This is a genomic window from Ostreiculturibacter nitratireducens (assembly GCF_032670585.1).
GTDB lineage: Bacteria > Pseudomonadota > Alphaproteobacteria > Rhodobacterales > Rhodobacteraceae > Ostreiculturibacter > Ostreiculturibacter nitratireducens.
Genome location: NZ_JAVQHL010000002.1, coordinates 1,112,369 through 1,126,807, shown reverse-complemented (window position 1 = coordinate 1,126,807; position 14,439 = coordinate 1,112,369). Strand labels below are relative to the sequence as shown.

Annotated in this window: 13 protein-coding genes; 5 read left to right on the top strand and 8 right to left on the bottom strand. The window is 67.1% G+C overall.

Annotation, left to right across the window (positions count from 1 at the left end):
• Positions 1-62 precede the first annotated feature (62 nt).
• Together choW and choV are read left to right on the top strand one after the other, a co-directional pair.
• The gene (choW, locus tag ABCN56_RS12855) at positions 63-899 is read left to right on the top strand and encodes a choline ABC transporter permease subunit (protein WP_343081187.1); all 837 of its coding nucleotides are present in this window, start codon (positions 63-65) and stop codon (positions 897-899) included.
• Positions 896-1,918 carry a choline ABC transporter ATP-binding protein gene (gene choV, locus ABCN56_RS12850; protein WP_343081186.1) on the top strand — a complete coding sequence of 341 codons (1,023 nt, stop codon included), beginning with the start codon at positions 896-898 and terminating at the stop codon, positions 1,916-1,918. Before choW ends, choV begins: the two co-directional genes overlap by 4 nt.
• Position 1,919: 1 nt before the next feature.
• Here choV and ABCN56_RS12845 read toward each other — a convergent pair whose 3' ends face one another.
• The 3 genes from ABCN56_RS12845 to ABCN56_RS12835 all read right to left on the bottom strand — a co-directional run bounded on the left by ABCN56_RS12845 (position 1,920) and on the right by ABCN56_RS12835 (position 4,341).
• Entirely contained in the window at positions 1,920-2,825 is a 906-nt protein-coding gene (locus ABCN56_RS12845) for a DMT family transporter (protein ID WP_343081185.1), read from the bottom strand.
• A gap of 38 nt (positions 2,826-2,863) precedes the next feature.
• Positions 2,864-3,466, bottom strand: a complete 603-nt coding sequence (locus ABCN56_RS12840) for a LysE/ArgO family amino acid transporter (protein WP_343081184.1) — start codon at positions 3,464-3,466, stop codon at positions 2,864-2,866.
• A gap of 134 nt (positions 3,467-3,600) precedes the next feature.
• Positions 3,601-4,341 carry a YebC/PmpR family DNA-binding transcriptional regulator gene (locus ABCN56_RS12835; RefSeq protein ID WP_343081183.1) on the bottom strand — a complete coding sequence of 247 codons (741 nt, stop codon included), beginning with the start codon at positions 4,339-4,341 and terminating at the stop codon, positions 3,601-3,603.
• A gap of 131 nt (positions 4,342-4,472) precedes the next feature.
• On the opposite strand from ABCN56_RS12835, the gene ABCN56_RS12830 reads away from it, so the two are divergent.
• Positions 4,473-6,269, top strand: coding sequence for an SLC13 family permease (locus ABCN56_RS12830; protein ID WP_343081182.1), 1,797 nt, complete (start codon positions 4,473-4,475; stop codon positions 6,267-6,269).
• An 8-nt stretch (positions 6,270-6,277) separates the two neighbouring features.
• Here ABCN56_RS12830 and ABCN56_RS12825 read toward each other — a convergent pair whose 3' ends face one another.
• The 3 genes from ABCN56_RS12825 to ABCN56_RS12815 are packed head-to-tail and all read right to left on the bottom strand — an operon-like array spanning position 6,278 to position 9,819.
• A complete protein-coding gene (locus tag ABCN56_RS12825) occupies positions 6,278-8,056 on the bottom strand; it encodes an SLC13 family permease (protein WP_343081181.1) in 1,779 nt (592 codons plus the stop codon).
• A gap of 24 nt (positions 8,057-8,080) precedes the next feature.
• A complete protein-coding gene (locus tag ABCN56_RS12820; protein ID WP_343081180.1) occupies positions 8,081-9,010 on the bottom strand; it encodes a DMT family transporter in 930 nt (309 codons plus the stop codon).
• Entirely contained in the window at positions 9,007-9,819 is an 813-nt protein-coding gene (locus ABCN56_RS12815; protein ID WP_343081179.1) for a TIGR00282 family metallophosphoesterase, read from the bottom strand. Before ABCN56_RS12815 ends, ABCN56_RS12820 begins: the two co-directional genes overlap by 4 nt.
• A gap of 105 nt (positions 9,820-9,924) precedes the next feature.
• On the opposite strand from ABCN56_RS12815, the gene ABCN56_RS12810 reads away from it, so the two are divergent.
• Entirely contained in the window at positions 9,925-11,031 is a 1,107-nt protein-coding gene (locus ABCN56_RS12810) for an alpha/beta fold hydrolase (RefSeq protein WP_343081178.1), read from the top strand.
• Here ABCN56_RS12810 and ABCN56_RS12805 read toward each other — a convergent pair.
• Positions 11,028-11,609 carry a 5-formyltetrahydrofolate cyclo-ligase gene (locus ABCN56_RS12805; protein ID WP_425466099.1) on the bottom strand — a complete coding sequence of 194 codons (582 nt, stop codon included), beginning with the start codon at positions 11,607-11,609 and terminating at the stop codon, positions 11,028-11,030. The two genes, ABCN56_RS12810 and ABCN56_RS12805, sit on opposite strands and share 4 nt — an antisense overlap.
• On the bottom strand, positions 11,606-12,988 hold the full coding sequence (gene mgtE, locus ABCN56_RS12800) for a magnesium transporter (protein WP_343081177.1): 1,383 nt from the start codon (positions 12,986-12,988) through the stop codon (positions 11,606-11,608). The genes ABCN56_RS12805 and mgtE overlap by 4 nt, the downstream gene beginning before the upstream one ends.
• 150 nt (positions 12,989-13,138) lie before the next feature.
• Here mgtE and guaD point away from each other — a divergent pair, with 150 nt between their 5' ends.
• Positions 13,139-14,437, top strand: coding sequence for a guanine deaminase (gene guaD, locus ABCN56_RS12795; RefSeq protein WP_343081176.1), 1,299 nt, complete (start codon positions 13,139-13,141; stop codon positions 14,435-14,437).
• Positions 14,438-14,439 lie beyond the last annotated feature (2 nt).

Below are 14,439 nucleotides of genomic sequence, written 5' to 3'. Positions count from 1 at the left end.
ACGCGCGGGAGATGCGGCCCTCGACGGGCCGCGTCTTCCGGACCCTGCCGGAGACGCTCGCTATGGACTGGACGCAGATCCCGAAGATCCCGGTCGGGCAGACGGCCGATCAGGCCTTCAGCTGGCTCAAGGCGAACGCGCGCTGGTTCTTCGACGCGCTCACCTGGGTCATGGAAGTGCTCATCGACGCACTGCTGTGGCTGTTGCAGACACCCCATCCTCTCATCGTGACCCTGGCCTTCGTCGCCCTCACCTGGGCCCTCCAGCGGTCCTGGAAGGTCTGCCTGCTGGTGCTTCTCGGGTTCCTTTTCATCCTGAACCAGGGCTACTGGGAAGAGACGACGGAAAGCCTCGCGCTCGTCATTTCGGCTTGCATGGTCTGCATGGGGATCGGCGTGCCGGTCGGCATCTGGCTCGCTCACCGCCCGCGCGTCTACCAGTTCACGAGCCCGGTGCTCGACCTGATGCAGACGCTCCCCACCTTCGTCTATCTGATCCCCGCGATCATCTTCTTCGGCCTCGGCATGGTGCCGGGCCTCATCGCGACGGTGATCTTCGTCCTGCCCGCTCCGATCCGGCTGACCTACCTTGGCGTCGCCGCAACGCCGCAGACGCTGCTGGAGGCCGCGACCGCCTTTGGCGCCACGCCGCGTCAGCGGCTCTGGAAGGTGGAGCTTCCTTACGCCCTGCCGCAGATCATGGCGGGGCTCAACCAGACGATCATGCTGTCGCTGTCGATGGTCGTCATCGCGGCCTATGTCGGCGCCGATGGTCTCGGGAAGCCGGTCGTCCAGGCGCTCGCCCGCGTTTCCACCTCGCTCGGGTTCGAGAGCGGCTTCGTCATCGTCGTGGTCGCGGTCCTTCTTGACCGGATGCTGCGTTGGGGAAAAACGAAATGAGCGTAGCCGTCGAATTCGACAAGGTCTCCATCGTCTTCGGGGACAAGCCATCGCGCGCGCTGCCGCTCATGGACGAGGGCAAGACGCGCGCCGAGATCCAGGAGGCGACCGGGCAGGTCCTCGGCGTCCACGACTGTTCCCTTTCCGTCGAGACCGGGGAAATCCTCGTCCTGATGGGGCTTTCGGGCTCGGGCAAATCCACCCTGCTGAGGGCGGTGAACGGCCTCAACCCCGTCGTGCGGGGAGATGTCAGGGTCGACGACGGTTCGGGCATGGTGAGCGTGACCCACGCCAATCCCGCGAAACTGCGGGAACTGCGGCTCTCGCGCATCGCCATGGTGTTCCAGCAGTTCGGCCTCCTGCCCTGGCGGACGGTCGAGGAAAACGTGGGGCTGGGCCTCGAACTCGCCGGGATGTCGGCATCCGAGCGGGCCGGGCGGATCGCCGGGCAGCTCGACCTCGTGGGCCTTTCCGACTGGGCCGACCGCAAGGTTGGGGAGTTGTCGGGCGGCATGCAGCAGCGCGTGGGTCTCGCCCGCGCCTTCGCGACCGAAGCCCCCATCCTCCTGATGGACGAACCGTTCTCGGCCCTGGACCCACTGATCCGGACGCACCTGCAGGACGAACTCCTCGACCTCCAGAAGTCGCTGAAGCGCACGATCATCTTCGTCTCCCACGACCTCGACGAGGCGTTCAAGATCGGCAACCGCATCGCGCTGATGGAGGGGGGCCGCATCGTCCAGTGCGGCACCGCGCGCGAGATATTCTCCTCTCCGGCGTCCGACTATGTCGCGGACTTCGTCGCGCACATGAACCCGATGGGGGTCCTGACGGCCCGCGACGTGATGGAGCCCGGCGAGGCTCCCTCCGGAGCCGGGATCGGCGCGGAGATGACGGTTCGGGACGTGATGGAACGGCTGAGGGATATCGAGGCGCTCACCGTGACCGAGAACGGCACCGCCGTGGGCCGGGTCACGCGCGAGGGCGTGATCCGGAAGCTTCTCGACCCGCGGAGCTGACCTATAGCTTGGTCGCGCCGACCGGCGGCGTCACGCCGAGGCGCCTGAGCCGGGCCTCGCGCCAGGTGATGTAGGTGATCGCGGCGATGATCATGCCGCCGCCCAGAAGAACGAACGGATCCACGATTTCCCCGAATGCCAGCGCGCCAAGGAGCGTCGCCCAGACGAGCTGGAGGAACGTGACGGGCTGGGTGACCGTCAGCGGTGCCAAGGCAAAGGCCCGGGTCATGGCGTAATGGCCCGTCGTCGCGAAGACCGCGACAAGCGCGAGCCAGCCGACCTGAGCGGGCTCCGGCGGCACCCAGACCAGAAGGGCAAACGGCAGGAGACCGACCGTCACGACAAGCGACATCATCGCGACCACGACACTTGCCGGCGCGATTGCCGAAAGCCGCTTGGCGATGAGGTATGAGAGCCCGAAGCTCGTCGCCGCGCCGAGCTGGGCGAAATGGCCGGGCAGAACCTCGCGCAGGCCGGGCCGCAGGATCACGACCGCGCCCGCGAAGGCGACGACGATGGCCAGGATCCGGCGGACGGCCAGTCTCTCTCCGAAGACGAGTGCGGCGCCAATCGTCACCACGATCGGGTTCAGGTAGCCGATCGCCGTCACCTCGGCGACCGGGATGCGGGCCATGGCAAAGAACCAGAGCGTCACCGCGAGCGTGTGAAGCGCACCCCGGGCCGCGAAAAGACGCATCGCGCCCGGCGCGAAACCCGCCCGCAGCGCGGGCAGGAGCGTGGGGACGAGGAACAGGAGCCCGAAGGCGAAGCGGATGAATGCGCTTTCGACGGCGGGGAGCGCCGTGCCGAGGTGCCGCACGATCCCGGTGACGCCGACGAAGCTCAGGCCGGAGGCGAGCATCCAGAGAATGCCGCGGAGAGGATTGGGAGGGGCCTCGGAAGTCATGCCGACACATGATCCCAACGCCGCGCCGCGTGCAAGGCTCAGCCCAGCGCAAGGCGCGCTGCGATCGACCACATGGTGATCCCGATCACGGTATCGAGGATCCGCCAGGCCAGCGGGCGCGCGAAGAGGGGCGCCGCGAGCCGGGCGCCGAACCCGAGCGACGAGAAGAACAGGAAGGACCCCGTGGCCGCGCCCATGCCGAACATCGCCTCCCGGCCCGGGTATTGCGACGAGATCGTGCCCAGAAAGACGACCGTGTCCAGGTAGACATGCGGATTGCCCCAGGTCAGGGCGGCAATCGTCCCGAGCGTCGGCAGAAGCGCGGCCTTCGCGCCGTTCGCCGCGGCCAGTGCCTCGCCACCGCGCCACGCGGAACGGAAAGCCCGCGCGCCATACCAGAGAAGAAATGCGATGCCGCCCCAAAGGAGGCCCTTCATGAGCCACGGGGCAGCATTGGAGGCCACAGCGAAGCCCGATACCCCGACGGCGATCAGGAATGCGTCGGACGCCGCGCAGAAGAGAACGACCGGCAACACATGCTCACGCCGAAGCCCCTGGCGCAGCACGAAGGCGTTCTGCGCCCCGATCGCCGCGATCAGGCCGAGTGACAGCAGCATCCCGTCCAGGAAGGAAGACGTCATCGGGCTCTCCGGTGTCTCGGGGACCGACTTGAGGCAGAGAGCGATCAGGTCGCGTCCTGGTGATCACTCCCGCCGAAATCCGCCGGAGCACCGCGGTTCGACGGCGCGCAGTCCACGCGCCGTCGGTTTCGCGTTCAGAGCTGCGCCGCGACCTCGTCGGGAATGTCAAAGTTCCCGGTCACATTCTGGACGTCGTCATCCTCTTCGAGCGCGTCGATGAGTTTCATCAGCTTCTGCGCCCCTTCGAGGTCGAGCTCCGTCCGGGTCTGCGGCCGCCAGATGAGTTTCGCCGTCTCGCTTTCGCCGAGATCGGCTTCGAGCGCGGTCGAGACCTCGTTCAGCGCGGTGTCGGCGCAGGTGATCCAGTAGCCTTCCTCGTCGGCCTCGAAATCATCGGCCCCGGCTTCCAGCGCGGCCATCATCACCATGTCGGCGTCGCCCACGGAGGTCGGATACTTGATTTCCCCCACCCGGTCGAACATGAACGAGACAGACCCCGTCTCGCCGAGGTTCCCGCCGAACTTCGTGAAGTAGCTGCGGACGTTCGACGCGGTGCGGTTGCGGTTGTCGGTCATCGCCTCGACGATGATCGCGATGCCGTTCGGGCCATAGCCCTCATAGCGGATCTCGTCATAGTTCTCGGCATCGCCGCCCTGCGACTTCTTGATCGCGCGGTCGATCACGTCCTTCGGCACCGAGTTGGACTTCGCTTCCTTCACCGCAAGGCGCAGGCGCGGGTTCTTGTCGGGATCGGGGTCGCCCATCTTGGCGGCGACGGTGATCTCCTTCGCGAGCTTCGAGAAGAGCTTCGAGCGCAACGCATCCTGCTTGCCCTTGCGGTGCTGGATGTTCGCCCACTTTGAGTGGCCTGCCATGACCTTCGTTCCATCACTGATGTCGGGTTTCGGCGCTTCTATATGCTACCGCGGCGCAGGGCTTCAACCCCCGCGCGCCTTGCGTCCGGCGTCCGGGCCGGCGCAGAGTGGGGCCAATCGGAGATCGCGCAATGCCCCAGGACCAGATCATCCTCTTCTCGCTCTTCGGAATCGTCTTCGCGCTCCTGATCTGGGGCCGCTGGCGTTATGACCTCGTCGCGTTCGCCGCGTTGATGGCGGGCGTGGTGCTCGGGACGGTACCGGTGGATGTCGCGTTCACAGGATTCGGGCATCCCGCCACGATGGTCGTCGCGCTCGTCCTGATCGTCTCGGCCGGCCTCGTGCGGTCGGGGGCGGTCTATCTCATCACCCGCACGCTCGTGGACGCGGGCCGGTCCCTTGGCGGGCATATTGCGGTGATGGGGGTCGTCGGGGGCGTTCTTTCGGCCTTCATGAACAATGTGGCTGCGCTTGCGCTCCTGATGCCGGTCGACGTCCAGACTTCGCGCAAGGCGGGGCGCGCGCCGGGGCTGTCGCTGATGCCGCTGTCCTTCGCCACGATCCTCGGGGGCATGGCAACGCTGATCGGCACGCCGCCGAACATCATCATCGCGACCTACCGCGAAAGCGCGCTTGGCCAATCCTACGAGATGTTCGACTTCGCGCCGGTCGGGGCGCTCGTCGCGCTGATCGGGCTTCTTTTCGTCGCGACGGTCGGCTGGCGGCTGATCCCCGTCCGGGCCGAGGCAGTGGCCGGCGGGGCGCCTATGGGTGAGATCGCGCACTATATCGCGGAACTCACCGTTCCGGAGGACTCTCGCCTGATCGGGCGGGCGCTTGCCGATCTCGACGAGGAAGCCGACACCGCCGGGGTGGAGATCGTGGGGCTCGTCCGCAACGGGCGACGACGCCTTGGGGCGGCGGCTCGGGTGCGGGTACTGGAAGCGGGCGACGGGATCGTGCTGGAGGCCGAGCCGGGCGCGCTGGACGAATTCCGGGCGGCGCTGTCCCTGGATTTCGCCGATGAAAAACGCCTCGCCGCGCTCCGCAGCGAGTCCGGAGGCGATGGCCTGACCGTGGTCGAGGCCGTGGTGCCGGAGGGCGCGCGCATCGCGGGGCGCTCCGCTGCCGCGATCGGGCTCGGATGGCGGCGCCGGACGGTGCTGGTGGGGATCGCGCGGCAGGGGCGCCGGATCACGTCCCATGTCCGGCGCGAGATCGTGCGGCCGGGGGACATCCTCCTTCTGGTCGCGCCGGCGGAGACGGCCGGGGAGGTCGTCAAGTGGCTGGGCTGCCTGCCGCTGGCGGAGCGAGGCCTCGCCGTGACGGTCGAGACCAAGACCTGGGCCGCGATTGGCATCTTCGCCGCCGCGGTGGCGCTCGCGAGCCTCGGCTTCCTCTACCTGCCGATCGCCCTCGGCTGCGTCGTCGTCCTTTACGTCGTCCTCGGGATATTGCCGCTTTCGGAGCTTTACGACCAAGTGGAATGGCCGGTCATCGTGCTCCTCGGCTCGATGATCCCGCTCGGCGCGGCGCTGGAGACATCGGGCGGCACGCAACTGATCGTCGAGGGGCTCACCTGGCTTGCGGGCGACCTGCCGCCCTGGGTTGCGCTGACCCTCCTGATGGCCGTGACGATGACGCTGTCGGACGTCCTGAACAACACGGCGACCGCGATCGTCGCGGCGCCGATCGGCCTTGGCATGGCCCAAAGCTACGGCGTCGCCCCGGACCCTTTCCTGATGGCCGTCGCGGTCGCGGCTTCCTGCGCCTTCCTCACGCCCATCGGGCACAAGAACAACACGCTGATCCTCGGCCCCGGAGGCTACGGCTTCGGGGATTACTGGCGCATGGGCCTTCCGCTGGAGATCATCGTCGTGGCGGCCGGGGTGCCGCTGATCCTGTTCTTCTGGCCGCTATATCCCTAGGCGTACCGTCAGACCGGCCACAGCACCGGGATCAGAAGGCATCCAACCAGCGCCGTGACAATGTTCAGAGGCAGGCCGAGGCGCATGTAATCGGTGAAGCGGTAGCCGCCCGGACCGAAGACCATCATGTTCGTCTGGTACCCGATCGGCGTCGCGAAGGCGACGGAGGCGGAGAACATCACCGCCACCGCGAATGGTCGCGGGTCCAGTCCTAGTGACAGGCCGAGTTCGATGGCGATGGGTGTGAAGATGACCGCGACCGCGTTGTTCGACAGGAACTCCGTCAGCGTCAGGCCGAGGATGTAGACCGCCGCGATGGCCGCCCACGGCGGCAGGCCCTTGAGATGCGGCGCGACGACGCCCACGATCATGTCGACCGCGCCAGAGGCATCCAGCGCCGCACCCACGGCGAGCATTCCGAAGATCAGGGCGAGCAGCCGGCCCTCGATGAAGCTGAACGCCTCGTCGGCATCGACGCAGCGCAGGACGAGGATCACGGCCACCGCGAGGAAGGACAGAACGAGGATCGGCGCGACGTCGAATGCCGCCAGGATCACGATCCCCGCCAGGGCGCCGATCGCCACGGGCGCGTGCGCCCGACGGTAAGGCCGCGCCTTGGGATGGGTGATGTCGACAAGCTCCTGGTCGTCGGCCAGACGCCGGATGTCGGCCGGCGCGCCTTCGAGGAGGAGCGTGTCGCCCACCGTGATCACGAGATCATCGAGTTGGCGGCCGATGTTCTGGTTCCGCCGGTGCACGGCAAGCGGATAGACGCCATAACGGCGGCGCAGGCGAAGCTCGCCAAGCGAACGGCCGATCATGCGGCAGCCGGGCGTGATCAGAACCTCGACCGTCTCGGTCTGGACCGAGGACAGCTTGTCCACCATCCGCACGTCGCGGTGCTGCTGAAGGCCCAGAAGTTCCGCCATCTCGGTTCGCAGAACCACCCGGTCGCCGGCCTCGAGAACGACGGGCGCGAGATCGCGGCGGAGCGAGGCATCGCCGCGAAGGACGTCGATGACCCGGACACCGTCGCGGCGGAAGACGTCGACCTCGAGCACCTTCTGGCCGATCAGCGCGGAATCCTCCGGCACCGCGACCTCGGTGAAGAACTTCATCCGCGCCCTGTCGGACATGAGCATCCCGAGAGAGGCGCGAACCGGCAGAAGCCTCGGCCCGGCGATCGCCATCAGAGTCGCCCCCGCGACCGTCATGGCGAGCCCGAGTGGCGCGATCTCGAAAATTCCGAAGGGCTCGAGCCCCTTGTGGCGCGCGACACCGTCGACGAGGAGGTTCGTCGAGGTGCCGATGAGCGTGATCATCCCGCCAAGAATGGTGCAGTAGGACAGCGGGATCAGGAGTTTCGAGGGTGTCGAGCCGATCCGGCGCGCGATCTGGATCATGATCGGGATCGCGACGGCGACGACAGGGGTGTTGTTCATGAAGGCCGAGGCGGCGATGACGGCGAAGAACAGCCCGATGATAGTGCGCTTCGGCGCGGTCTGGGCATAGCGTTCGGCCATCCGCGTCATGGTCTCCAGCGCGCCGGTGCGCACGAGACCGCCCATGATGAGGAACATGAAGGCGATGGTCCAGGGCGCGGGATTCGACAGGACCTTAGTCGCCTCGTCGACAGGAAGGATGCCGGTGAAGATGAAGAGCGCCGCCCCCGACATCGCCACGACCTCGGCGGGGTAGCGCTCTGTCACGAAGAGAAGGAACATCCCCACGACGACGAGGAGCGTGAAAATGGCCTCTGTCTGGGCCGGCAGGGCAAGGTCTAGCATCGAATCCTTCGCGCGCGCATCGGCTCAGATATTAGCCGAGGGCCCGGGGGGCACAAGCGCGGCTGCGGCCGCCCGGCGGATCTTCCGGGGTTGAACGAGAAACATTCCCGCGAACATGAGCGCCAGGGACGCCCAGATCCAGCCGCTATAGGCCTCGCCCAGGATCGCCATGGCCCAGAGGACGCCGAAGCCCGTGACGAGGTAGGCGACCTGCACCGCGAAGACCGGGCCCGCGCGGCCGACCATGCCGACGTAGGCGGCATAGGCGAAGGCGTGGATCGCCGAGGAAACGACGATGGCCCAGTCCGGCGCTCGGAACACGGCGGGCGGGGTGATCCACTGGCCCGTCACGAATGCCAGCGGCACCGCGAAGAGGATGCCGACGACGGAGGCGCCCAGCAGCACCTGAATCGGGTCCATGCCGAATGTTCCCCATTTCGCGACGATGTTGCCCTCGAAGGCGTAGCAGAGCGGCGCGATCAGCGCGAGCGGCACGGCGGCCAGCATGGCGCGGTCGGGCAGGCTCGATCCCGGCACGACGATCATCAGGACGCCCGTCAGCCCCAGAACAAGCCCGGTAAAGCGGACCCAGCCGAAGCGGTCGAGCCGCATCAGAAGCGCGACAGGAAACGCGAGGATCGGCACGAGCGAAATGCAGATCGAAATGATCCCGGCCGGCAGATACACCGCCGCCTGGTAGGAGGCCGCGTTCGGAAGAACCGTGCCGATGAGCGCGACCACCGCGTAAAGCGCCAGCGGCGCGCGGCCGAGCGGAAGGCGCCGGCCGCGCAGCGCCGTGATGACGCCAAGGACGAACACGCCGATGGCGAACTGCCAGACGATGATCCCGAAGCCGCGATAGCCCTCCGAGACCGCGATCTTGGCCAGAGGCTGGGTGAAGCCCCACCCCGCCCCGATGCACAAAAGCGCGAGGAGCAGGGCCGCGCGGGTCATGGTGCGGCTGCTTCCAGCCGTCCTCCCACGCGGATCATCCGGATGCGCGTCGCGAGGCCGGTCTTGTCGTCGGTCTCGACATAGGTGCCCGACAGCGTCGCCTCTCCGTTCGCGGGGGTAAGCCTTTCCTTGCCCATGCCGGTGATGAACCGGCGCATGGGTTCAGCCCGGTCCATGCCGATGACCGAGTTGTAGTCGCCGCACATGCCGGCGTCGCTCTGGTATCCGGTGCCGGCCGACAGGATCTGCGCGTCGGCCGTGGGGATGTGGGTATGGGTGCCTACGACGAGGCTCGCCCGTCCGTCGCACCAGTGGCCCATCGCCATCTTCTCGGAGGTCGCCTCGCAGTGCATGTCGACGATCGTGGCCTGGGCGAGCCCGCCCAGCGGATGGGCGCGAAGGACCGCGTCCACGGCCGAGAAAGGATCGTCGAAGGCGCGCTTCATGAAGACCTGGCCCAGGGCCTGCGCCACGAGCACCTTCCGACCACCCTTGGCCTCGAAGAGCCGCGCCCCCTTCCCGGGGGCGGCCTTCGCATAATTGAGCGGCCTGAGGATGCGCGGCTCCTGCTCGATGAACTGCATCATGTCCTTCTGGTCGAAGGCATGGTCGCCAAGCGTCAGGCAATCCGCCCCGGCCGAGAGGATCGCGCGGGCGTGGTCCGGGGAAATGCCCATGCCGCCCGTGGCGTTTTCGCCGTTCACCACGACGAAATCGAGGCTCCACTCCGCCCTGAGCGTCGGAAGCCTCTGGGTGATCGCCGCGCGCCCCGCGCGGCCAACGACATCGCCGAGAAATAGGAGTTTCATGGCTTCTGCCTAGGGCCCCCACGCCCGAAGGGCAAGGGGTTGCCGCACCGACGGGGGGCGCCTAGGCTTCCCGGGGCGGCGCACAGGGCAATCGGAGGGCCTTGGATGCGAAATTTGCTTGCTGCGTTCGGCTATTTGTTCGGCCTCGTCTTCGCCCTCGCCGCTCTGTCAGCGTCCCTGAACGACACCCCTCGCGTCGCGGCCGTATTCGTGGCACTGGCCCTCCTGTGCCTTCCCTTCGCCGGAAGGATGTTCCGGCGGATGTTCGGCCGGCGCGGATGGATCTGGCGCGGAGCGACCGCGCTCGTCGCCATCGCGGGTCTCGCAGTCACGGCGGCTTCGATCGAGCGGACGTCCATCTACGGCAGCCCTGAAATCCGCGCCCGTTTCCACGCGATCTACGCCGAGAAGCTGGCCGAATGGCCTGTGCCTTACGAGGAGAAAATTGTCGGAACCCGCTACGGCCCGGTCCACGTGATCGCGAGCGGCGCGGAGGACGCGCCACCGCTGCTACTTCTGCACGCCTCGGGCGTGGCGGGCTGGTCGTGGAAGTACAACGCCGAAGAACTGTCGAGGAATTACCGGATCTACGCGATAGACCTCATAAGCGACGCGGGGCTCTCCGAATACGCGGACCTTTCGAACCGGATGCGGACGGGCAAGGACGAGGCCGACCACTACGCCGAAGTCGCGACGCTTCTTGGCGTGATGCGCGCCCCGGTCGTGGGAGCGTCCGAGGGCGGGTTCATCGCCACGAACTACGCGCTCCACTACCCCGAAAGGGTCGAGAAGCTCGTCCTCCTCGGCCCGATGGGCTATTCCGGAGCCACCCGCGCCGCGATCGCCATCACGCTCGCCCAGCTTTTCCCGGTGAAGCCGGTGCAGGACGCGACCTTCCGCTGGGCTTTCAGCGACAGCGCGAAGCTCCGGGCGGACTACGCCGAATGGTTCCCGCTGCTGATGTCCGGCACCTTCCCCGCGAAGGTCGCGCCCTGGCCCTTTTCGGCGGAGGAACGACAGGCGCTGTCCGTACCCACGCTCTTCGTCTTCGGCACGCGCGACAACGTCGTCGGCGATCCCGAGGCCGCCCGCGCCTCCGTCGCGGACGTCCCGGATGCCCGCGTCGAAGTGATCGAGGCGGGGCACCTGATGGCGGCGGAAAGGCCCGAAGCGGTGAACGCGCTGATCCTCGGCTTCCTCGGCGAGGACTAGAAGCTCAGCACTTCGCTTTCGGTGACGATGAAATCCAGGCGCTGGTCGGTCGGCTCGATCGGGACCTCGGGAAGTTCCTGCGCGCCAAAGGCGAAGCCGATGGCGACGACCGGGTGAAGCGCCTTCAGCCCTTCGAGCGTCCGGTCGTAGAAGCCCCCGCCATAGCCCAGCCGATAGCCGCGCCGGTCGAAGGCGACGAGCGGGACGATCAGGACCTCGGGGTCGATCCAGTTGCCCGTCTCCGGGATGAGCGCGCCGAAATCTCCGGTGACCATCGGCGCCGTGGCCGACCATTCCCGGAAACGAAGCGCCTGACCCGCGCCGAGGATCACGGGCACGCCGACCTGCCCCTCGTGCGCGGCCATCGCCGGCAAGGGGTCGATTTCCGTCCGCATGGGCATGTAGCCGGCAAGTGGTTTGCCGGCATAGGGCGCAAGCACCTCGGCGAGCCGCTCGGCCGCGCGCCCCTGCCCGGCAGCATGGGCAGCCTTCCGGGCGGCAAAGGCAAGCCGCCGAGCTTCGGTCTTCTGCTCGGTGAGGCTGAGTTCGGTCATCTGGTCGGGAAGTTCGAGGTTCATAGGAGGAATACCGCTGCGAGGCCAAGGAAGGCGAAGAAGCCCACCACGTCCGTAACTGTCGTCACAAAGGCACCCGACGCGAGCGCGGGATCGACTCCAATCTTGTCGAGTGCGACAGGAATGAGGATTCCCGCGAGCCCGGCGATCAGCAGGTTCACCACCATGGCCGCGGCGATCACGCCGCCGATTCCCGGCAGGCCGAACCATATCCAGCCGATGATCCCCATGACCACCGCGAAAATCAGCCCGTTCACGAGGCCCACGAGAGCCTCGCGCCGGACCACCCGCCAGACGTTCGACCCGGTGAGGTCGCGCGTCGCTATCGAACGGACCGCGACAGTCAGCGACTGCGTCCCCGCATTTCCGCCCATCGAGGCGACGATCGGCATGAGCACGGCCAGCGCCACGATCTGCGCGATGACATCCTCGAACTGCGCGATGACGATTGAAGCGATGATCGCCGTCGCCAGGTTCACGCCAAGCCAGGGCAGGCGCTGCTTCGTCGTCTCGATCACGCGGTCCGACAGGCTCCCCTCGCCGACACCGGCAAGGCGCAGGATGTCTTCCTCGTGCTCTTCGTCGAGAACCGTCATGGCGTCGTCGATGGTGATGACGCCGGCGAGCCGTCCGTCGTCGTCCACCACCGGCGCCGAGATCAGGTGGTACTGGTTGAAGGCATAGGCGACGTCGCCTTCCTCCTCGTAGACGGAAATCGTGCGAAAGCTGTCCTCGGCGAGGTCCCTGAGCATCACGTCGCGCCGCGACGACAACAGCTTGCCGAGCGTGACGTAGCCCACCGGATGCACCCGGGGATCGATGAGGATGACGTGGTAGAACTGGTCCGGCAGTTCCTCGGCCGAACGCAGGTAGTCGATCGCCTCGCCGACGGACCAGTGTTCGGGTGCCGTCACCACCTCGCGTTGCATGAGGCGGCCGGCGGAGTATTCCGGATAAGTCAGCGATTGCTCGACCGCCGCCCGGTCGCTTTCCTCGAGCGAGCTGAGGATGATTTCCTGCTGCGGCTCCTCGAGGTCCTCGATGAGGTCGACGACGTCGTCTGAATCAAGCTCGCGGACAGCCTCGGCCAGGACTTCCCGCGGCAGGTATTCGATCACCTCCTCGCGGATCGCCTCGTCGATCTCCGACAGGATCTCGCCGTCGATCTCGCCTGACCACAGCCGCAGAAGATCGCGCCGCTCGGACGCGCTCACCTGTTCCAGAAGGTCGGCGATGTCGGCGGCGTGGAGCGGCTCGAGAAGCTCGTTCAGTCGCGCGGTATCCTCGGCCTCGACGGCATCAAGGATCTGGTCGACGACACGGGAATCGAGGCCGTAGTCCTCGTCGTCCCACTCGTGCTCTTCCGCCTGGTTTTCGGCCATGAATGCTCCCTCGTCCGGGCTTGTTAGCCTCCCGCGCCGCGATTGCGCGGACCTTATCGGAAGGTGTTTCAAAGAAACAGAGGCAAGCGGCAAATTTACGTTGCCGCCAAAGCCCCCTAGTCTGGCCTCGACGGACAGGAGACCCGCAGCATGGAAGACCTGCTCATCGGCCAGACGCTCGCCTTCGCAGCCGATCCCTTCGCCGAAGGACCGGAGGCCGCGCGACATGTCTCGCGCGGCGCGGTTCTGGTGAGGGACGGCAAGATCGCCGTCACCGGCGACGCAGTAACACTTCGGGCCGCGCATCCCGATGCGCGGGTTCACGACTACGGAGAGGCGCTGATCTCGGCGGGCTTCATCGACGCGCACATGCACTATCCGCAGACTGGTATCATCGCGAGCTGGGGCAAGCGGCTGATCGACTGGCTGAACACCTACACCTTTCCTGAAGAGATGCGGTTCTCCGACCCCGCCTATGCCGCCGAGGTCGCGGGGCGCTACTTCGACCTCGCGCTGGCGAACGGCACGACCACGATGGCGAGCTACTGCACGATTCACCCCGAAAGCGTGGACGCCTTCTTCACCGCCGCGCGTGAGAGGGGGCTGCGCGCGTTTGCGGGCAAGACCTGCATGGACCGCAATGCTCCCGACGGCCTGCGCGACACCGCGCAGTCGGCCTACGACGACTCCAAGCGGCTCCTGGAGAAATGGCACGGGGTCGACCGCCTCTCCTATGTGATTACGCCGCGTTTCTCGCCGACGTCGACGCCCGCGCAGCTGGAGGCACTGGGCACCCTCTGGTCAGAGAAGCCCACCTGCCTGATGCAGACGCACCTGTCCGAACAACACGACGAGATCGAGTGGGTGCGCAGCCTTTTCCCCGACGCGCGCGACTATCTCGACACCTACGAACGCTTCCTTCTGCTCGGCCCCGGCGCGGTCTTCGGCCACGCGATCCACCTGACGGAGCGCGAGCGGGACCGGCTCTACGAAGTGGGCGCGAGCCTCGTCCACTGCCCGACCTCGAACACCTTCATCGGCTCCGGGCTCTTCGACATGGCGGGTCTCATGGCGCAGGGTCAACGGATCGGGCTCGCGACGGATACCGGAGGCGGGTCGTCCTTCTCGATGCTGCGGACGATGGCGGCCGCCTACGAGGTGGCGCAGCTTCGCCATGTCGCGCTGCATCCCGCGCAGCTCTGGTGGCTGGCGACGCAGGGCTCGGCCCGCGCGCTCAGAATCGAGGACAGGGTCGGCAACCTGATGCCGGGGATGGAGGCCGACATCGTGGTGATCGACCTCGCCTCCACGCCCGCCATCGCCCAGCGCGCGACCCGCGCCGGGGATATCTGGGAGGCGCTCTTCCCGACGATCATGATGGGCGACGACCGGGCGGTGAGGGCCGTGTGGGTGGGCGGGAAGCCCGTTGCCCCCGCCGAAAGGACCTGAGC